The following is a 17,727-nucleotide window of genomic DNA, read 5'->3' on the forward strand; positions in this document are numbered from 1 at the left end:
AGGTACGGAGCATGTTCGAGCTCGATGCGTTTCATCTGGCCAGGATCCAGTTCGCCTTTACCGTCTCTTTTCATATTCTCTTCCCTGCGATCACCATCGGGCTTGCGAGCTATCTGGTGGTACTCGAAGGCATGTGGCTTCGCACAAAAAACGATGTCTGGCGCTCGCTATACCATTTCTGGCTAAAGATTTTCGCCGTGAACTTTGGCATGGGCGTGGTTTCCGGGCTGGTGATGGCTTACCAGTTTGGCACTAACTGGAGCGGCTTTTCCCAGTTCGCGGGCAGCATAACCGGCCCCCTTCTCACCTATGAAGTTTTAACCGCCTTCTTCCTGGAAGCCGGTTTCCTGGGCGTGATGCTGTTCGGCTGGAACAAGGTTGGCCCCGGCCTGCACTTCTTTGCCACCTGCATGGTAGCGTTGGGTACGCTGATGTCCACCTTCTGGATCCTCGCCTCCAACAGCTGGATGCACACCCCGCAGGGCTTCAGTATCCAGAACGGACAGGTTATTCCCGAAGACTGGCTGGCCATCATCTTCAACCCCTCTTTCCCTTACCGCCTGATCCATATGTCCATTGCCGCCTTCCTGTGCAGCGCCTTGTTTGTGGGCGCGTCCGGGGCGTGGCATCTCCTGCGCGGTAACGATACGCCCGCGATCCGCAAGATGTTCTCCATGGCCATGTGGATGGCGCTGCTGGTCGCACCCATTCAGGCTGTGGTCGGGGATATGCACGGGCTGAATACGCTTGAGCATCAGCCGGCCAAAATCGCCGCGATTGAAGGCCACTGGGAAAACCCGCCGGGCGAGGCCACCCCGCTGCTGCTGTTTGGCGTACCGGATATGGAAGAAGAGCGCACCAAATACGGGCTTGAAATTCCGGCTCTCGGCAGCCTGATCCTGACGCACAGCCTGGATAAACAGGTGCCTGCGCTAAAAGATTTCCCGAAAGAGGACCGTCCGAACTCGCTCATCGTCTTCTGGTCCTTCCGCATTATGGTCGGCATGGGCCTGCTGATGATTACGCTTGGCGTGCTGAGCGTCTGGCTGCGCTATCGCCGTCGGCTTTACCACTCCCGGCCATTCCACTGGTTTGCCCTCTGCATGGGGCCAGCCGGACTGCTCGCGCTGCTCGCCGGATGGGTCACCACCGAGGTAGGCCGTCAGCCGTGGGTCGTCTACGGCTATCTGCGCACGATAGATGCGGTGTCTCTGCACAGCACGTTGCAGATGAGCATCAGCCTGCTGGCCTTTATCGTGGTTTACTGTTCGGTGTTTGGCGTGGGCTATGTGTATCTCGCCCGGTTAATTAAGAAAGGGCCACAGCCTGTCGGCACGCTGACGTCTAACACGTCGGGCACCCCTGCCCGTCCGCTGTCCGCCGCCGAGTCCGTTCCGGAAGAGGAGAAAATCTGATGGGCGTCGATATCCCGGTCATCTGGTTTGCCATTATTGTCTTCGCCACGCTGATGTACATCATCATGGACGGCTTCGATCTCGGTATCGGCATGCTGTTCAGCTTTGTGGGAGATGCCAAAGAGCGCGACGTGATGGTGAACAGCGTCGCCCCGGTCTGGGACGGAAATGAAACCTGGCTGGTTCTCGGCGGCGCGGGGCTGTTCGGCGCGTTCCCGCTGGCCTACGCGGTGATTATTGATGCTCTGACCATCCCGCTGACGGCCATGCTGATCGGGCTGATTTTCCGCGGCGTCGCGTTTGAGTTTCGCTTCAAGGCAACCCCTTCCCACCGCAAGTTCTGGGACTACTCCTTTGCTGGCGGCTCCCTGCTCGCGACCTTCAGCCAGGGGATCGTGGTCGGCGCGATGATCAACGGCTTTGACGTCGAAGGGCGACGCTTTGTCGGTTCCTCGCTGGACTGGTTCACGCCGTTCAACCTGTTCTGCGGGCTGGGCTTAATTGTCGCCTATACCCTGCTGGCCACCACGTGGCTAATCATGAAAAGCGAAGGGGCGCTGCAAAACCGAATGCGCGAGCTGACCCGTCACGTGCTGCTGGCGCTGATCGCCGTCATTGCGGTGGTGAGCATCTGGACGCCACTCGGCTGGCAGTTTGTCGCCGAGCGCTGGTTCACCCTGCCCAACTTCTTCTGGTTCCTGCCGGTCCCTGTGCTGGTGGCGGTATTCAGCCTGTGGATCTGGCGGCTGACGCGCAATCCCGACAGCCACGCCCGCCCGTTCCTGCTGACGCTGGGCTTAATCTTTCTCGGCTTTAGCGGGCTGGGCATCAGCCTGTGGCCACACATTATTCCGCCGCACATTACCCTGTGGGAAGCCTCCGCGCCGCCTGCCAGCCAGCTGTTTATGCTGATTGGCACGCTGCTCATCGTTCCGGTGATCCTGGTTTACACCGCCTGGAGCTACTACGTCTTCCGGGGCAAAGTGTCTGATACCGAAGGTTATCACTAAGGATTGCTATGGCAGGCTGGCATACACGCGCCATTATTTACCAGATTGATACCGCCCTGTTTTACGATCTTAACGGCGATGGCTGCGGCGACATCGCCGGGATCGCCGCGAAGCTGCGCTACATTCGCCGGATGGGCGCGACGGTTATCTGGATCACCCCGTTTTACCTCACGCCTTTTCTCGATGAAGGCTATGACGTGAGCGACCATTTGCAGGTCGATCCCCGCTTCGGCAAGCTCAACGATATTATCGCCTTCATTGAGCAGGCGCGGGAGCTGGGGATGAAGGTCATTATTGAACTGCTGATCCAGCATACCTCGGATGCGCATCCCTGGTTTCAGCAGGCCCGCCGCAACCCGCAGTCACCCTACCGGGACTATTATCTCTGGTCCGACACGGACGAGGACGATACGCCCCCAATGTTCCCTGGCGTGGAAAAGAGCGTCTGGACATGGGACGACGAGGCGGGGCAATACTACCGGCATATGTTCTATCGCCACGAGCCGGATCTTAATCTGGCTTCCCCTGCGGTGCTGAAGGAAGTTGAGAACATCATCATCTTCTGGCTAAAGCTCGGGGTGTCGGGCTTTCGTCTGGATGCGGCGTCGCACCTGACAAAACAGGCCGGGCGTGGGGATGAAAAACGCGGGCTGTGGATCCTGGAACACCTGCGGCGTCTTATCGAGCAGCGTAACCCGGACGCGATCCTGCTCGGCGAAGTCGACGTGGAGGTCGAAGCCTACAAAGCGTATTTTGGGCAGAACGATCGGCTGAATCTGGTGCTGAATTTCTGGCTCAATAAGTACTTCTACGTCAGCCTTGCGGAGAAAAGCGCGCGACCGCTGCGCAACGCGGTAAAGAAGATGATTGTGCCGCCAGACTCCTGCTGTTTCGCCAACTGGCTGCGCAATCATGATGAGCTGGACCTGGAAGGGATAGGGAAAAAAGCGAAGCAGACCGTCGTTGATGCCTTTGCCCCGGATGAAGAGATGAGCGTGTATCAGCGTGGGATCCGCCGCCGTCTGGCGCCGATGCTTAATGGCGATCGAAAGCGGCTGGCCTTTTGCCATGCGGTCTTATTTTCGCTGCCGGGCGTACCGGTCATGCGCTACGGGGATGAGATTGGCATGGGAGATGATTTGGATCTGGAAGAGCGTTACGCCGTCCGCACTCCGATGCAGTGGGCCGGATCGCAAGGCGGCGGCTTCTCAGATGCCGACCCGGATACCTTTATCGCCCCGATCATTGACCACGGTCCGTACCGCTACCAGAAAATCAACGTGGCGGACTCCCTGTTGCACCGCAGCTCGCTTCTGCACCGCATTATCGACATCGCCAATACGCGCTCCGAGTTTCCTGAAATCGGCGTCGCGCCGTTTCGCCTCATCACTATCGACAGCGATGCGGTGCTCGGGCTCTATTACGAAACCGATACGCGCAGCATCCTGACCTTCGTTAACTTCAGCGATAAGCCCGTTAATTTTACCGCCAGAGGGATCCGACACGCCACATGGACCGCCTGCCTGGCGGACAAACGCTACGACGACGCGCTGATTTGCGGCAAAACCGTTGAGCTTAACCTCAGCGGCTACGGCTACCGCTGGTTCTGGACCGATCGTACCGCGTTGCGCTGATTAGCGTCTCCGGGAGAGCAGCAGACGAGCCACGATCGCGCCCGTGACGGCAAGCGATCCGAGCAGCACTTTCCCCGGCATACCGGAGGTGACGCTGGTGGCGCGCTCTTTTGCTTCGTTGGTGAAGTGCCCGTGGATTTTATGCAGATCGTTAACCGGCTGATCCAGATAGTCCTGGCGATCCTCCGCATTCAGCGTATCGGTCATCTGTCCTTCCCAGGCTTTTTTGATCATCAGCCGGTCCAGAAAATGGGGGAAAAGGAATTGCCCGACAATCGACTGGATCGTGCTGCTGCCCACCCACAGCTCCCGCACCGGTTTTTGCGCTACCTTGAAAATCGCGCTGGCAGCCACTTCCGGCTGAAACACGGGGGGAACCGGTCGCATAGCCCATGCAAATTTATTCCTCGCCCACTCGAACTGCGACGTGTTGAGGCCCGGCATCTGTACCATGGCGATCTGCACCCGGCTGTTTTCATGCATCAGCTCGGTGCGCACGGCGTCGGTAAACCCGCGGATCGCGGCCTTCGCCCCACAGTAGGCTGACTGCAAGGGAATGGAGCGGTAGGCCAGCGCGGAGCCAACCTGAATAATCGTTCCCCGGTCACGAGGCGTCATTAACTCCAGCGCGGCGCGTGTGCCGTTAACATAGCCCAGATAGGTCACCTCGGTGACGCGGCGAAACTCCTCAGGGGACATGGTGCGAAACGGCGCCAGCATCCCGCCCATGGCGTTATTCACCCACACGTCAATGGCCCCTAGCCGGTACTCAATCTCGTTGGCAGCCTCGGTCACCGCCTTGCTGTCCGCCACGTCGGCCTGAACGGCACACGCGTTAATTCCGAAACGGCGTAACTCCTCTTCCGTGGAGCGCAGGCTCTGCTCATCGCGGGCAATAATGCCCACGTCGTAGCCCGCTTTAGCAAAGTGCAGCGCCGTGGCTTTCCCCACGCCCGCCGTACCGCCGGTAATTATGATGACAGCCATAGCCTTTCCCCTTGTTTCAGACGTTATCCCAGCCGGAAAGTATTTCGATCAGTTCAGACAGCGAATAACGCACCGCTTTTTCCACCACATCCTGACATTCCCCGGAGAACAGCACGGTGCGGGTTTCCGTCTGCCCGCAAATATTCCAGCCGAAGCAGACCGTACCGGCTGCGGTGCCATCGTCTCCGCCTTCCGGCCCCGCATAGCCGCTGATGGCAACGCCGATATCCGCCTCGGCAATATCGCGAATTTTCGCAGCCATCTCGGTCACCGTCTGCTCGCTGACGGCGGTGAACCGTTCAATCGTGTCGTGGTTAACGCCCAGGATCCGCTCCTTCGCTTCGTCGCTGAATACCACCATGCCCACGTCATAAAACTCTGCGGTGTTTTCTTCTGCACAGAGCGCCACCGCCAGATTGCCGCCGGTACAGGACTCCGCCGTGGTCATACGCAGCCCTCTGTCTGTGAGCGTTGTGGCGAGCTTTTTCGTCAGCTCGCTGATGGTCGTGTTGTTATCGTGAATAAGGTTGCTCATGGATGTGCCCCTTAATTAATTTTCTTCAGGAATAATCGAAATATGGCCGTTACGCTCAAGGATTGCGTACTTAATATCTTTTAATTCCGTTATGCCATGATTCTGGCGTGCTGAAACCAATATATCATCGCAGGATACATCGACTTTTTTCAGTTTATCCGCGATGGGAACACCATTCTCTACCAATATTACCGGCGTGCCATCGAGAACATTCTCAACGGAGGAAGAATATTTTTTCATCAGTCCAAAAATAATATCCACCACCACCAGCGTTGTTATTGTAATCATCGCCCCGGTAACGGAAAAATCTTCGCCCAGTAGCGCCTGCTGTGTCGCCTCACTGATAATTAAGAGCAAAATAAGGTCAAAGCTGGTCATTTGCAGCAGGGCGCGCCGCCCGGCGACTTTAAACACGATAACCAGAAACAGGTATATTGCCAGGGCACGAAAAACCATGTCCATATTCGACTCCTAGGGGTAAATAAACTGCCAGAAGCGGATATCTGGCTCGTTGTTTACGCGGATACTGTTTGTCCATTTCCCTGCTTTTGTCGGCGTGATGAACAGCAAGACGGTGAACTTATCGCTCTGTTTTAAGTTATCGTAGACAAGAAACAGGGTATTCCCATGGCTATACATGCTGTCCGGCTGCGGCCAGACGCTGCCTGGCTCATACACGTCGCTGCTTTCGCTGGTCAGGCTGAGGGTGTATTTGCCCTCGGCTTTTACCGGGAAGGTGAGCGCCATCTGCGATTCGGTTTGGCGGCGGCCGAAGCGCTCATAGCTCAGATTCAGGGATTTTGCTTCGTTTGTTTTCTCCACGTCGCTGAGCGCACCGCTGGAAAACAGGCCGGCGATCGCGGCCACGATAATAGCTAACAGGACAATAAAACCAACCTGACGAAATGCATACTCAAACGTCAGTAAACGATTACTCTCTTTTATCCCGGGCACTTTTTCATTTTCAGGTTCCATGGCTTTCGTCACCGTTTCGCTTAATTGCCGAAATTTATGATTTTTCTACGCAAATGCTTTTAAGACTTATCACATTTGCCACATAAAGGAATAGCAACAATACTTAATAAGTCAAGACATGCAAAATGAAGGATATCAGATGAAATTATCAGCCATTACAGCTTTGTTAATATTAATTATCCCTTCTGCATGGGCAGATAATAACGGCGGGTTACAAAAGGGTGAAGCGCCCCCGCCACCGCATGCGCTGGACAGCGGTTATCGTGGTACTGATGATGCGCGCATTATGACGATAACTCAGGCGAAAGAGATGCATGACGGCGCCTCTATTTCACTGCGCGGCAACCTTATTGACGGGAAGGACGATAAATACGTATTCCAGGATAAAACCGGGAAAATAGATGTTGTTATTCCGAAAGCCGTATTTGATGACAGAACCGTGGAGCCTGACAACATGATCAGTATTAGCGGCTCGCTCGATAAAAAATCATCACCGCCCGTCGTGCGGGTCAGCCACCTGCAAAAATAATTCAGCGAAGCGTTAACGCTGTACCTATCCATCAAATCTCACCCCTAACAAGGAGTTAGCTATGAGTGATAATGAACAACGTACGAACGCTTACCCAACGCCCCCTTTCCCGGAACAGCCCCAGACGCCACCGGGCCTGGCCTCTGAAATGGACCCTGTTCCCGATCACGGTGAGACAAGCTACAAAGGGCATGGCCGGCTTACCGGTAAAAAAGCGCTTATCACCGGGGGCGACTCCGGCATCGGGCGCGCGGTAGCCATTGCCTATGCCCGCGAAGGGGCAGACGTGGCGATCAACTACCTGCCGGAAGAGGAAGAAGACGCATCCGAGGTGATTGCCCTGATTAAAGCCGAAGGGCGCAACGCCGTCGCGCTGCCGGGCGACGTACGGGACGAAACATTTTGTCAGAACCTCGTGGAGCAGGCCGTCAGCAAGCTGGGCGGGCTGGACATTCTGGTGAATAACGCTGGCCGCCAGCAGTACCGTGAGTCGCTCGAAGAGCTGACCACGGAAGATTTTGACGCGACCTTTAAAACCAACGTTTACGCGCCTTTCTGGATCACCAAGGCGGCGCTACGCCACCTGAAGGCCCCCGCGTCCATTATCAACACCTCATCCGTACAGGCGGTAAAACCGAGCGCCGTACTGCTTGACTATGCGCAGACCAAAGCCTGTCTCGCGGTGTTCACCAAAGCGCTGGCGAAGCAGCTGGGGCCGAAAGGGATACGCGTTAACGCGGTAGCGCCCGGACCTTACTGGACCGTGCTCCAGCCCAGCGGCGGTCAGCCGCAGGAAAAAGTGAAACACTTTGGTGAGAGCACCCCGCTGGGGCGTCCGGGTCAGCCCGTCGAAATCGCGCCGCTGTACGTCACGCTTGCCTCGGATGAGTGTTCATACACATCCGGCCAGGTATGGTGTTCAGACGGCGGGGATGGCGTCATTTAACGATCAAGGCGAAGCCGCCACCCGGCAAATTGATGCATGCGAATGCTAAAAGGCTGCGAAAGCAGCCTTTTTTACGTTCAAGGGGTAACGAGAGTAAACCAGAAACGGAAGCTTTCCATGCAGCGCAGCATGTCATCCACCTTTGCGGCATTGCCGACGATCGTCACCTCACCTGCCTGTTGCGCCTTTTTCAGCGTGGTTTCTTTAAGGATGATTTTGTTCAGCGTTTCCCGGCTGAGCGTTATGGTCGCATCCGGATCTTCTGCCTGAGCGTTGGCGCTATGGTTTAGCACACCATTTTCCAGCTCCAGCTTATACCTGCCGCCCTCACGGCCTAAATCAACGTTAAAAATGCCGCTGATATTCGCTGCCCTGACGCCGTTAAGGTGAACGCCGAAATAATCGAAAATCATCTCCGTCGACATGGCGCGGACCGCATCCGGGCTGGCGGTTTTGGGCGTCGGCATTTTCTTCACGCCGTGGCGCAGCTCCTGCGCGCCGGTGAGGTAGGCGTTACGCCACGGCCCTGACTCGGCCTGGTATCCCAGCTGTTCAAGCGCGTCGGCTTCCAGTTCGCGCGCCGCTTTATTATTGGGATCGGCGAAGACGACTTTACTGACCACCTGTGCCACCCAGCGGTAATTCCCCCTGGCGTAATCAATACGGGCTTTTTCAAGGATCGCGCTGGCTCCCCCCATGTAATCGACATACTTTTTCGCCGCCTCGACCGGCGGCAGTTCATCGAGCGTCGCCGGATTGCCGTCGAACCAGCCAAGATAGTAGACAAAGGTGGCTTTGACATTGTTGCTTACCGAGCCGTAGTAGCCGCGGCCTGCCCAGGATTTTGCCAGCCCGTAAGGCAGGGCGAAATTAGCGGCTATTTCATCCCGCGTCAGCCCTTTATTCGCCAGCCTTAGCGTCTGGTCGTTAATATAGCGGTAGATATCACGCTGGCTCTTCATCAGCTTCACCACTTTTTTGTTACCCCACGTGGGCCAGTGGTGCTGCGCGATGATGATTTCCGCTTTATCACCCCAACGATCGATGGCGTTATTGATGTACTTTGACCATGCCAGCGGATCGTGTATTTTCGCCCCGCGCAGCGAGTAAGTATTGTGCAACGTGTGGGTGACGTTCTCCGCGGCTTCAATCAGCTTTTTCTCTTCTATATACCAGAGCATTTCCGCAGGCGCTTCCGAGCCCGGGGCCAGCATAAAGTCATAGGTGAGACCGTCGATAACCTCTTTCTGCCCGTCTTCGACAATAGTGCGAGTGGGCGCGATGAGCGTCACCGTGCCTGCTGAGGTGGTACTCCCCAGACCCGCCCCCACCTGCCCCTTCACGCCGGGCTTCAGCAGGTTTCCATGGATATAGCTGGCACGCCGGCTCATGGCATTTCCGGCCATGATATTTTCCGACACCGCCTCTTCCATAAAACCGGCTGGGGCATAAACTTTCACCTTGCCGGACGTCACATCGGCGTCATCCACTACGCCACGCACACCGCCATAGTGATCGACGTGGCTATGAGTATAAATAACGGCAACAACCGGACGTTTGCCGCGATTATTGGCGTAAAGATCCATGCCCGCTTTGGCAGTTTCAGCAGACACCAGCGGATCGATAACCGTGATCCCCTCTTTACCCTCTACGATCGTCATATTCGACAGATCGAGGTTGCGGATCTGGTAGACGCCTTCTGTGACCTCGAACAGACCACCGATATTATTCAGCTGCGCCTGACGCCACAGGCTCGGGTTGACGGTATCAGGTGCTTTTTGCCCTTCTTTGATAAAAGCATATTGCCGGGGGTTCCAGATAACGGCGCCTTTTTCATCTTTAATCACCGCAGGCGGCAGCGGGGCGATAAAGCCTTTATGCGCATTGCGGAAATCGGTTTTATTAAAGAAGGGCAACTGACCATAAAGTGCATCATTCATTTCCTTCGTACGGGCAGTTGCCTCCTTTACGTCCTTTTGTGCCAGGACAGGCAATGAGATCAACGAGGCCAGGAGCAGACCAGCAACGGCCATCGCACTAACGAGAGTTTTAAATTTCATACTTCCTCGAGGAGACATATTCACGCTGGCGGTACAGGGGGGAAAGGAGGCTATCACCGGAGTTTTCTTTTACCTAAGGAAATAACGTTTATAAATAAACAAGGTTAACCTTTCGTCGCTGTGGCCTTCAGGGATAATGCTGAGTCCCATTATTTTTCCGGAGTGATTCGATGAAGAGCCTGCCGTTCTTTTTCGCTGTCTTAAGCCTGAGCACATTAACAGCATGTCGTTCTTCCCCACCCGATAACGTTGAAAAGATTAATCATCTGCAAATTCCGCTGGTATTGCCGGGAGAGAAACCGCCGCAGGCACAGATTTCTCATATCGCGTCTCTTTATCAGGAAAATAAACAGCAGATTGATAACTTAACGCGCAGCGTAAAATCGCAGTATCTTCAGGGCACAACCGCAAAAGAAATTTTTGTTTCTGACAGTGCGGTTCAACGCGTCTATGCCTCGCTGACCAAACTGGAACAATTAGATATGGTTAATCAGCAGTACCTGAAAGATAAAAACTTAACGGGCCTGCAAAATATTCACCTCATTCTTGAACCGTTATTATCCAGCTGAATGCAAAAAACCCGGCTACACGGTAGCCGGGTTCTTATTATGAGTAATGTCACGGGCATCAGTCGTACTGACCGAAGCGATAGCTAAGCCCTGCGGTGACGGAACTCAGGTCGCTGCTCACACCGATCTGGTTAACATTTCCCACGTTGCTTACCCACTGGTACTCCAGACGACCCGCCCAGTTTTTGTTGAAGGCGTATTCAGTACCTACGGCTGCAAGCGGGCGCACGCCGGTTTCAAAGCGATTGTGACCACTTACATCGGATTCAGCGCGATAGCCCATCGCACCGGCACGGCCATAAATATCCCAGTCATTGGTCAGGGCGTAGCTCGCCTTCAGGGACATTTGCAGGCCCTGAGTCTTCATTTGCGCCCCTGCGCTATGTTGACCCTTGATCTGCATATTTCCTAAATAGTCATAACCGCCTTCTACCGCAAGCCATGGGGTAATCTGATAACCCGTATAAACACCTCCACCGACATTATCATGGTCAAAATCGAAGTGGTCGGAATTATTGTTATCAAATGCTTTTGAACCCGTACTGGTATCAAAATAGTGAGACCAGCCGAATTTCGCTCCGCCGTACCAGGTGCCCGCATCCGCGGCGGCTAACGCTGAAGTGGCGGTAAACGCATTTACCATAATCAATGCGATAACTGTCTTTTTCATAAATATACCGTTTACGTGATAAAATAATATTTAGAAAGCAAACGATATAGAAAATGAACAGCCTCGTTAATTCTATTTCTGTTTAATTTTAAACTTTCTCTAGAATGATTCAGGTAAATGCCTGACTTCCAGCAGATATCCACCGCGCCTGAAGGAGATATACTCTCCCTGCTTAAGGGCGGATAATACATTGAGTATACTGCTGCGAGAGAGCAGCGTTCGATCCTGAATATATTCCAGAATCGTGGTTCGTAAACGCGTCTCTTCAGGTAATAAAATCATTTCCTGAAGGTGGTTACGAATAACCGAATAGGTACGCTGCTGTAGTACCTGCGCATCACGGAATATCAAATAGGCCGTGTGGTATGAGAGCAGCGCCGCAACATCCTCCCAGACGCCCTCGGCACGAAACAACGCTGCCGCCTTGTCCGCATCGAGACGTAAAATGGTCGACGTCCTCTCGGCCCGCAGAAAATGCCCCTGGGTAGGCTGGATCATCTCTGCGATACCAAACAAATGCGGCTCGTAAACGGTTACTACCACCAGTCCATCCGAGGCCCGCAGCAGGGACAGCTCCCCTTCCAGAAAGAGATACATCTGCTGCTTCCCTTTCCGTAACCACGTGAGTCGCTTGCGCGGGACAACCTGCACTTTCTCCGCTATCGGCTCAAGGATAGCGGTCAGTCGTTCGATGGATTTTTCGGGTCGAACAGGCGGTAAAATATGCATGGTACAACCTTCTGACATTGAATATCTGCGAGTATAGACCATATATTTTAAGCGGTTAGCCGATCAAAACTGATAGCTGTAGTTGACGCTGGCAAACCAGAGATAAGGATGGTCGTAACTTCCGGCAAACGCCGTCGGCGATTTCACATGCGAGGACTGCATATGAAGATACGAAACGGCAATACCCATATTGCTGGCCGGGGTGATCTGATACTGGGCTCCCGTGCCAAATCGCCACTCATCGCCGGTAGGTAAGGTTAAGGCCACATCACTCTGGCTTTCATACGGCGAGCTGTCGAACGCCACGCCGGCATTCAGTCGCCACTGAGGCGTTGGACGATACTGCACGCCCACCGCGCCATGCCACGTGTCCTTAAGGCGGCTGACGTTGTGCAGCTGCTGGTCCCCGACAACAATTTGCGGCGCGCCGAACCGGCTCCAGTCCTGCCAGCCGAGATCGCCCATAACCGACCACCGCGGATTTATATCATGGACCAGGCTGAGCATGATTTGCTGCGGCGCGCTGATTTGCGCCGACACCGGCAGGTCGTAGGTGCCGTTCTGTAGACGCGCTTTGCCGTCAATATTGAAGCTGTAGTCCGTTTCGCTGTTCCACGTAATACCGGCTCGCGTCTGGTCAGTCAGCTGCATCAGCAGCCCAAGCCGATAGCTCATGGCCAGGTCTTCATCGCGTTGCCGGTAGTCATCATCGTTAACGTTGCGGGTCAGCGAGAAGTAACCATAGTTAACGTTGGCAGACGCACCAATCGAGAGACGGTCGTTAAGCTTATAGGCCAGCGAGGGGCTGAGCGTCATGGCCACCATGGTGCTCTTTTTGATCAGCCTGTCGCCCGTCCAGCTGCCATAGTCGATCCCCAGGCCGTAATTACCGTAAAGCCCGACCCCGGCATAGAGATTATCGGTCACCTTCTGGCTATAAAAGGCGCTGGCATTTGGGATGGTTTTCATCACGTCGCCGGGGCTTTGATCGTTATCGTTATCCAGCTGGTTATCGATGGAGCCGTCCATCACCTGTAACCCACCGGTGACCATATGATCCGGTAACCGCGTCATGCCGGCAGGGTTGGTCATAATTGTCGAGGCATCCTGCGCACGAGCGGCCTGCCCTGCGCCGGCAAGCGCGGTATCTTCGGTGCCTGCTTCATAAAAATAGAGGGCGCTGGCATGGGCACTGGAGGCGGCTAATACGCCAGCGCACAGGAGGAGTCGTGTATTCATCTGCGATCCGGGAAATAAAAAATTTGCCGACAGATATAACAGGGGCGCCTGATGACGTAAAAAGGAAGAGGGTTTAATTTTAAATTATGCGCGCGCGTAATTATATTTATGACACTCCAGCGACAGCCGGAATACGGCACCGCGATTTTGCCTGCACCTGGAGAAGAATGTCTTACCATGCCGTTTGTATTCGTTCGGCTTAAGACAAGCGTTACTCGCTACTGGGATCGCTCTTATCCTCTCGCATGGATTCGATAAACTCCCGTTGCTCCGGTGTGAGTTCAAGCTCATCCAGCAGGCGATCTAACTCTTCTTCAGGCGATTCCTTTTGATTCTTTCTCTTCCCGCTAGCCATACTCACCCTTGAGTTATTAGGATTAATCTCAGGGTATCCAGGGTACAGGAAATGTGCAACTCACCGTGTTACGTCGATAACCGATCATAACAATGAACGAAAGGGGGAAGCAGGTACGCCAGTACAGGGAACTAATCTTTATAAAGCTGTTGCTACTGGTCAGACGCTTAACTCTGCTGAGTTCAAATGGTACAAGATCAACGACGCAGGACAGGAAGCGGAATACTTCAACTTCCTGCCTGATGTGTGAGAGTTACTTCCCGCCGTAAGTAAGTAACCTCGCTCCATCAGTGAGCATAAGGAAACAACATGGACATCATTCAAGGTAAAGACAGCTTCAACGAGATGGCAACTGGAATCCTGGTGAAACTTTTTGCGGACTATCCGTTTTACTCATCGTTCGACTTTTCAGACTTCGGCTGGAAGCCCAGAGGAGACAGAACTCAGATAGACCTGCTGTGCTATACGCTCCAGGCGCTCACCGATATGGGTTACACGGAGATAATCTCTTCAACCGACATGGACACCGCCGCCAAGTTAACACCTCGTGGTTTGAATTTACTTCAACAGCAGGCACCTGGTGCAGGCGATGCAGTTATAAACGTTCTCAAAGGAGCAGCAGGTGAGACCCGCTCTGCGGTAATCGGTGCCATCATCGGTTGGATTTTCGGCGGGAAATAGTTGAGTTTGAATACCCGTTAATTGCGGTTAACTGATAGAAAATCCTGTCTGTTGTCACTGGCTCGCCTGTGGGATGACGCGCTGTAGCGCTTCTGGTGGAGCATACGGGCTAATGGCGGGACTGCTTGCTATCCGGTCTTGATTCCCCGGCCTCAAATGCCGGAATCGGAATCAAGATGAACGGTACTTTCACCGCTATGCGGCCATGCGCTGGTGTGGATTTCAGGAAATAAAAAACCCCGCCGGAGCGAGATCAAAGGTGACAGCCGCGATGCTGTCAGTGATGGCACAACGCAAGGCAGAGCAAGCCGATATGCCAGTGAAGACGGATTTCATCTTTAGCAAGGGCGATCTCCGTAGCAAAGGCAACGCCGTAACCCGTAACACGGTATTCACTGAATTTGGGAAGATGGGACGTAGAGCCGGATTCTCTAACATGGGCAGCCATACGCCGCGAAAAAGTCGGGGGCGAATCCTATTCGAAAATGGAGTGGCTATTGAAACTATCGCCCATTTCCTGGGACAGACAGATCCGCGCTCAACCATGTATTACATCGGGTACGGTCAGGACGTGCAGGACGATTTAACAGAGGAGTTTTCTTTAGAATGATGATCGATATGAAACATTTGATTGTGCTGATAGTGGCGCTATTACCAGCCCTGGCGAATGCCGGACAGATAACCCTGATTCTCAGTAATGAAGAGGAGACAGGCAACGCGAAGATTTGCGTATACAGCAACGCCAATTATACGGAGATAGTGACGATCAGACCGTCGCAGCAATGCCGCTACACAATGACCTTTGAGGAGGAGTAACCCCCTTTACTGGTTGTTACGAAACATAATTTCGCTTAAGTCTAATACTTATTGCTCATGTGGTCATTGCTTGTAAAATAGCCACTGAAATTATTTCCATTGCAAGTAGAAGGACTTATGAAGCAATACACCAATGAACTCACCGCCGAAACGCTGGCAGCATTTGACCAATCACCATACACAGCTGAACAGCTCGCGGAAATGAACGAAGAAGCCCGTAATCTGATCGCTGAAAGAAACGCCTACAATCTCGCTCACCCAGTTACAGCCGCTTATTTGATTGCTACAGAGGGTAGCTTAACCCGCAACGGGGGAACGGTTATCAGTGAATACAACGGGCAGCAGATCGAAATTGAAGACGGAACACGCCTAAATGTATCTCTTGTGGGTGATGAAGTTCGTTATCCAGATGGAACCACCGCGAAAATCAGCACTGGAGTAGGTAATACCTCTGGTGACTCCGCCGCTCTTGTCGGTAGCTTACTCGACAACGGCGACGAAATTATCAGTAGCCCACAGAATGCCGGAAGAAGAGTAGTCCGAGCAGGGGAATCGTTGCCAGAAAACTTTCTGAAATAAGGCGGTCACTATGGCATCGGTTAACAGAGGCTGCACAGTTCACGGTAAGAACGTTGGTCTACATGGAGATAAAACATCTACAGGCGCACAATGTATTGCCGCGCGCCCCGGTATGTCTGTCATGGGCAAGTGGAAACTCTATATCGGCGATAAGACCACCCCTTGCCCGAAATGCGGGAAAGTGGGGGTGATAGTGAGCGGTGATCCTCGCTGCTCAAATAGCGCTGCAGTCGCCGTGGACGGTGCAGAAATCCACTGCGGTTGTCCACTGGGTACTAATTTTCTTATCGCGCCTGGCACCGTTGAGGTGAATACTCCTTCTTGGGCGACAGCGCCTGTAGAGCCAGTGCAACATACACAGGCAGCGAAGAAGCAAAACACCTTTGCTGACACCTGCAAGCCAGAAGATAACCAGCTATTGAACGGCGTTTACATCTGGACTGAAACCAAAAACGCAGGTCACGCTTTCGTTTCGGTGCATGAGAATAACAGTGTCTATCTCTACACGTATGGTCGCTATGGCAGAACCAATCGTGGAGGCTTTACGGGAGATGGTGTTCTTAACTTCCTGCAAGATGAAGATGCAAGGGTTTACTATCGTTCTGAACTCTATGAGATGGGTGCTCGTGTTTTCCGCATAGACGATGCTGACCCGATGAAGACAAGAGCGTTCTTCGAAGACCTATGGAACAACAGTAAGCCAGCTATACAAACATCAAAAATGCCAGAGACAACAAGGAGGAGAGGCCATACCATTGATGAGTATGACGTTACTGGCAGCAACTGCACCACACATTCAGTTGCGGGGATTAAGTTTGCTGGCTCTACGGTATTTGAGCACGGTTACACATCTACTACGACCCAACTACCTATTAAAGCTGAGGAAGATTTCACCGTTCCGGTATCGCTGCAAAGATTTCTCATCGCAAAGGGTGGAGACATGTCCTCAATGCTTGTCGTTGAGATGACCGGAGTATTCAAAGAGCAATACCCTAATTCAGGCAATTTACAACCATTCCAGGAAACTCGCGGTGGTGTAGCTCAGCATGTTGCAGCGGAAGGTGCAGCCACTGGCGATTCATTGTCTCCGTATTCCGGCGGCACTGTAGGTGGCGTATTAGGGGGATCTTATGGCGCTGACGAATAGAACTAAAACCGTTTTTCGATGGGGTGGGATTGTAATTGTATCGCTTTGCTACTTTATCGCACTGGTGCTATCTACCTTCTCTTTTTCCGCATTCAGCGAGAGTGAAAGTATGCGGTTTTCTGGCCCAATCCCATTAAAAGAGTACCAAGCATCTATAGACTCGATCATGCAAGCCACTGATGGCGTTTTTACTGTCGCCCTTTTTGGCTTTGCGATCTGCGTGCCTCTCATCCTACTAATCTTTAAAAAGGTGAGATGATGAATAAGAAGTTCTGGATCAGGTGGGTGAGTATCGCGCTGATCTGCGTAGCGTATTACGTTATCGTGCTTTATTTCGATCTGGTCTTCGCTCTTAACTTTTCAGAGACAATGAGCCAAGGAGGAGAATTTACCCCTTCTCAATGCACTTGGTTTGTTAAGGAGCTATCACAAAATCACTCTGATTCGGCTTTAGCCTCTATCATTGGTTTCGCTGTCTGCGTCCCTCTGATCCTGCTTATCTTCAAGAAAGTGAGATGACCGCAAAAGGCTGGAGAGATCCAGCCTTTCCCCTTTTCCCTTTTCCCTTTTCCCTAATTTTAGACAATCGAAGCCATAAAGCCCCGCTGGTGATACAACAACAAGCGGAGCGTAGCGACTTCATCAGACTGTCAGAGGGATCACACCTTATCAGGATAACCGTGTACCCTTGCGGGAGCGTGGCTGAAACGCTGATAGAGCCTATATGTCGTTTGTAGTTTACATAGCTCTGAGAGCCGCACATCGGGCTTGAAATGCGTATGATCAATCTGTCGATGACATAACTATGCCTGGATGGGCTTTTTCTTCACGTTGTGCTATCGCGGTGTGAG

20 protein-coding genes and 2 pseudogenes are annotated in these 17,727 nt (G+C 53.3%); 14 read left to right on the forward strand and 8 right to left on the reverse strand.

Going from position 1 to position 17,727, the window contains the following annotated elements; genetic code table 11:
* Positions 1–11: 11 nt before the first annotated feature.
* Genes E0L16_RS03630 through E0L16_RS03640 form a run of 3 tightly spaced genes read left to right on the forward strand, consistent with a single transcriptional unit; the run spans position 12 to position 4,059 of the window.
* A complete protein-coding gene (locus E0L16_RS03630) occupies positions 12–1,415 on the forward strand; it encodes a cytochrome ubiquinol oxidase subunit I (protein WP_003862857.1) in 1,404 nt (467 codons plus the stop codon).
* Positions 1,415–2,425 (forward strand): cytochrome d ubiquinol oxidase subunit II, encoded by a 1,011-nt coding sequence (gene cydB / locus E0L16_RS03635; RefSeq protein WP_063451967.1) that lies wholly within the window; start codon positions 1,415–1,417, stop codon positions 2,423–2,425. The genes E0L16_RS03630 and cydB overlap by 1 nt, the downstream gene beginning before the upstream one ends.
* 8 nt (positions 2,426–2,433) lie before the next feature.
* A complete protein-coding gene (locus tag E0L16_RS03640; protein ID WP_131636344.1) occupies positions 2,434–4,059 on the forward strand; it encodes an alpha-amylase family protein in 1,626 nt (541 codons plus the stop codon).
* Here the strand turns inward: E0L16_RS03640 and E0L16_RS03645 are convergent, their stop codons facing one another.
* Genes E0L16_RS03645 through E0L16_RS03660 form a run of 4 tightly spaced genes read right to left on the reverse strand, consistent with a single transcriptional unit; the run spans position 4,060 to position 6,556 of the window.
* Positions 4,060–5,046, reverse strand: a complete 987-nt coding sequence (locus E0L16_RS03645; protein ID WP_131636345.1) for an SDR family oxidoreductase — start codon at positions 5,044–5,046, stop codon at positions 4,060–4,062.
* 16 nt (positions 5,047–5,062) lie between these two features.
* Positions 5,063–5,581: a 2-oxo-tetronate isomerase gene (locus E0L16_RS03650; RefSeq protein WP_063451970.1), complete on the reverse strand. Its 519-nt coding sequence runs from the start codon at positions 5,579–5,581 to the stop codon at positions 5,063–5,065.
* Positions 5,582–5,596: 15 nt separating this feature from the next.
* Positions 5,597–6,043 (reverse strand): DUF421 domain-containing protein, encoded by a 447-nt coding sequence (locus E0L16_RS03655; protein ID WP_063451971.1) that lies wholly within the window; start codon positions 6,041–6,043, stop codon positions 5,597–5,599.
* A gap of 9 nt (positions 6,044–6,052) precedes the next feature.
* Positions 6,053–6,556 carry a hypothetical protein gene (locus tag E0L16_RS03660; RefSeq protein WP_131636346.1) on the reverse strand — a complete coding sequence of 168 codons (504 nt, stop codon included), beginning with the start codon at positions 6,554–6,556 and terminating at the stop codon, positions 6,053–6,055.
* A 139-nt stretch (positions 6,557–6,695) separates the two neighbouring features.
* Between E0L16_RS03660 and E0L16_RS03665 the strand changes: the two genes are divergently transcribed.
* Together E0L16_RS03665 and E0L16_RS03670 are read left to right on the forward strand one after the other, a co-directional pair.
* Complete coding sequence (locus tag E0L16_RS03665; RefSeq protein WP_063869470.1) at positions 6,696–7,085, forward strand: YdeI family stress tolerance OB fold protein; 390 nt, start codon at positions 6,696–6,698, stop codon at positions 7,083–7,085.
* Between the two features lie 61 nt (positions 7,086–7,146).
* On the forward strand, positions 7,147–8,031 hold the full coding sequence (locus E0L16_RS03670; RefSeq protein WP_131636347.1) for an SDR family oxidoreductase: 885 nt from the start codon (positions 7,147–7,149) through the stop codon (positions 8,029–8,031).
* A 77-nt stretch (positions 8,032–8,108) separates the two neighbouring features.
* Here the strand turns inward: E0L16_RS03670 and E0L16_RS03675 are convergent, their stop codons facing one another.
* The gene (locus E0L16_RS03675) at positions 8,109–10,091 is read right to left on the reverse strand and encodes an alkyl/aryl-sulfatase (RefSeq protein ID WP_131636348.1); all 1,983 of its coding nucleotides are present in this window, start codon (positions 10,089–10,091) and stop codon (positions 8,109–8,111) included.
* Between the two features lie 170 nt (positions 10,092–10,261).
* On the opposite strand from E0L16_RS03675, the gene E0L16_RS03680 reads away from it, so the two are divergent.
* Positions 10,262–10,660 carry a hypothetical protein gene (locus tag E0L16_RS03680; RefSeq protein ID WP_063867929.1) on the forward strand — a complete coding sequence of 133 codons (399 nt, stop codon included), beginning with the start codon at positions 10,262–10,264 and terminating at the stop codon, positions 10,658–10,660.
* Between the two features lie 58 nt (positions 10,661–10,718).
* On the opposite strand, the gene E0L16_RS03685 is transcribed toward E0L16_RS03680, so the two are convergent.
* From E0L16_RS03685 to E0L16_RS03695, 3 genes are all read right to left on the reverse strand, one after another.
* Positions 10,719–11,330 carry an outer membrane beta-barrel protein gene (locus E0L16_RS03685; RefSeq protein ID WP_107533676.1) on the reverse strand — a complete coding sequence of 204 codons (612 nt, stop codon included), beginning with the start codon at positions 11,328–11,330 and terminating at the stop codon, positions 10,719–10,721.
* Positions 11,331–11,429: 99 nt separating this feature from the next.
* Entirely contained in the window at positions 11,430–12,059 is a 630-nt protein-coding gene (locus tag E0L16_RS03690) for a winged helix-turn-helix transcriptional regulator (protein ID WP_107533677.1), read from the reverse strand.
* 63 nt (positions 12,060–12,122) lie between these two features.
* Positions 12,123–13,298, reverse strand: a complete 1,176-nt coding sequence (locus E0L16_RS03695) for an OmpP1/FadL family transporter (RefSeq protein WP_131636349.1) — start codon at positions 13,296–13,298, stop codon at positions 12,123–12,125.
* A 491-nt stretch (positions 13,299–13,789) separates the two neighbouring features.
* Here E0L16_RS03695 and E0L16_RS03700 point away from each other — a divergent pair.
* From E0L16_RS03700 to E0L16_RS22280, 8 genes and pseudogenes are all read left to right on the forward strand, one after another.
* Positions 13,790–13,885: pseudogene (locus E0L16_RS03700) on the forward strand (type VI secretion system tube protein Hcp); the annotation flags it as partial.
* 77 nt (positions 13,886–13,962) lie between these two features.
* Positions 13,963–14,334 carry a hypothetical protein gene (locus tag E0L16_RS03705; protein WP_131636350.1) on the forward strand — a complete coding sequence of 124 codons (372 nt, stop codon included), beginning with the start codon at positions 13,963–13,965 and terminating at the stop codon, positions 14,332–14,334.
* Between the two features lie 250 nt (positions 14,335–14,584).
* Positions 14,585–14,944 (forward strand): annotated as a pseudogene (locus E0L16_RS03710) (tyrosine-type recombinase/integrase); the annotation flags it as partial.
* Positions 14,941–15,150 (forward strand): hypothetical protein, encoded by a 210-nt coding sequence (locus E0L16_RS03715; RefSeq protein ID WP_131636351.1) that lies wholly within the window; start codon positions 14,941–14,943, stop codon positions 15,148–15,150. The pseudogene E0L16_RS03710 and the gene E0L16_RS03715, both read left to right, overlap by 4 nt.
* 117 nt (positions 15,151–15,267) lie before the next feature.
* Complete coding sequence (locus E0L16_RS03720) at positions 15,268–15,729, forward strand: PAAR domain-containing protein (RefSeq protein WP_207388499.1); 462 nt, start codon at positions 15,268–15,270, stop codon at positions 15,727–15,729.
* Positions 15,730–15,739: 10 nt separating this feature from the next.
* A complete protein-coding gene (locus E0L16_RS03725) occupies positions 15,740–16,876 on the forward strand; it encodes a PAAR domain-containing protein (RefSeq protein ID WP_131636352.1) in 1,137 nt (378 codons plus the stop codon).
* Entirely contained in the window at positions 16,860–17,135 is a 276-nt protein-coding gene (locus E0L16_RS22095; RefSeq protein ID WP_131636353.1) for a hypothetical protein, read from the forward strand. Before E0L16_RS03725 ends, E0L16_RS22095 begins: the two co-directional genes overlap by 17 nt.
* On the forward strand, positions 17,132–17,395 hold the full coding sequence (locus tag E0L16_RS22280) for a hypothetical protein (protein ID WP_035889611.1): 264 nt from the start codon (positions 17,132–17,134) through the stop codon (positions 17,393–17,395). The genes E0L16_RS22095 and E0L16_RS22280 overlap by 4 nt, the downstream gene beginning before the upstream one ends.
* Positions 17,396–17,727: the final 332 nt, after the last annotated feature.

This window comes from Enterobacter quasihormaechei, assembly GCF_004331385.1.
Taxonomy (GTDB): Bacteria; Pseudomonadota; Gammaproteobacteria; order Enterobacterales; family Enterobacteriaceae; genus Enterobacter; species Enterobacter quasihormaechei.

What these genes read in the sequence shown, in the direction of transcription:
- E0L16_RS03685 (WP_107533676.1), bottom strand. Translation starts at nt 11,330, where the DNA reads ATGAAAAAGACAGTTATCGCATTGATTATGGTAAATGCGTTTACCGCC.
- E0L16_RS03705 (WP_131636350.1), top strand. Translation starts at nt 13,963, where the DNA reads ATGGACATCATTCAAGGTAAAGACAGCTTCAACGAGATGGCAACTGGA.
- E0L16_RS03630 (WP_003862857.1), top strand. Translation starts at nt 12, where the DNA reads ATGTTCGAGCTCGATGCGTTTCATCTGGCCAGGATCCAGTTCGCCTTT.
- E0L16_RS03645 (WP_131636345.1), bottom strand. Translation starts at nt 5,046, where the DNA reads ATGGCTGTCATCATAATTACCGGCGGTACGGCGGGCGTGGGGAAAGCC.
- E0L16_RS03670 (WP_131636347.1), top strand. Translation starts at nt 7,147, where the DNA reads ATGAGTGATAATGAACAACGTACGAACGCTTACCCAACGCCCCCTTTC.
- E0L16_RS03655 (WP_063451971.1), bottom strand. Translation starts at nt 6,043, where the DNA reads ATGGACATGGTTTTTCGTGCCCTGGCAATATACCTGTTTCTGGTTATC.
- E0L16_RS03665 (WP_063869470.1), top strand. Translation starts at nt 6,696, where the DNA reads ATGAAATTATCAGCCATTACAGCTTTGTTAATATTAATTATCCCTTCT.
- E0L16_RS03725 (WP_131636352.1), top strand. Translation starts at nt 15,740, where the DNA reads ATGGCATCGGTTAACAGAGGCTGCACAGTTCACGGTAAGAACGTTGGT.
- E0L16_RS03675 (WP_131636348.1), bottom strand. Translation starts at nt 10,091, where the DNA reads ATGAAATTTAAAACTCTCGTTAGTGCGATGGCCGTTGCTGGTCTGCTC.
- E0L16_RS03715 (WP_131636351.1), top strand. Translation starts at nt 14,941, where the DNA reads ATGATGATCGATATGAAACATTTGATTGTGCTGATAGTGGCGCTATTA.
- E0L16_RS03660 (WP_131636346.1), bottom strand. Translation starts at nt 6,556, where the DNA reads ATGGAACCTGAAAATGAAAAAGTGCCCGGGATAAAAGAGAGTAATCGT.
- E0L16_RS03640 (WP_131636344.1), top strand. Translation starts at nt 2,434, where the DNA reads ATGGCAGGCTGGCATACACGCGCCATTATTTACCAGATTGATACCGCC.
- E0L16_RS03680 (WP_063867929.1), top strand. Translation starts at nt 10,262, where the DNA reads ATGAAGAGCCTGCCGTTCTTTTTCGCTGTCTTAAGCCTGAGCACATTA.
- E0L16_RS03720 (WP_207388499.1), top strand. Translation starts at nt 15,268, where the DNA reads ATGAAGCAATACACCAATGAACTCACCGCCGAAACGCTGGCAGCATTT.
- E0L16_RS22280 (WP_035889611.1), top strand. Translation starts at nt 17,132, where the DNA reads ATGATGAATAAGAAGTTCTGGATCAGGTGGGTGAGTATCGCGCTGATC.
- E0L16_RS03690 (WP_107533677.1), bottom strand. Translation starts at nt 12,059, where the DNA reads ATGCATATTTTACCGCCTGTTCGACCCGAAAAATCCATCGAACGACTG.
- E0L16_RS03695 (WP_131636349.1), bottom strand. Translation starts at nt 13,298, where the DNA reads ATGAATACACGACTCCTCCTGTGCGCTGGCGTATTAGCCGCCTCCAGT.
- E0L16_RS22095 (WP_131636353.1), top strand. Translation starts at nt 16,860, where the DNA reads ATGGCGCTGACGAATAGAACTAAAACCGTTTTTCGATGGGGTGGGATT.
- cydB (WP_063451967.1), top strand. Translation starts at nt 1,415, where the DNA reads ATGGGCGTCGATATCCCGGTCATCTGGTTTGCCATTATTGTCTTCGCC.
- E0L16_RS03650 (WP_063451970.1), bottom strand. Translation starts at nt 5,581, where the DNA reads ATGAGCAACCTTATTCACGATAACAACACGACCATCAGCGAGCTGACG.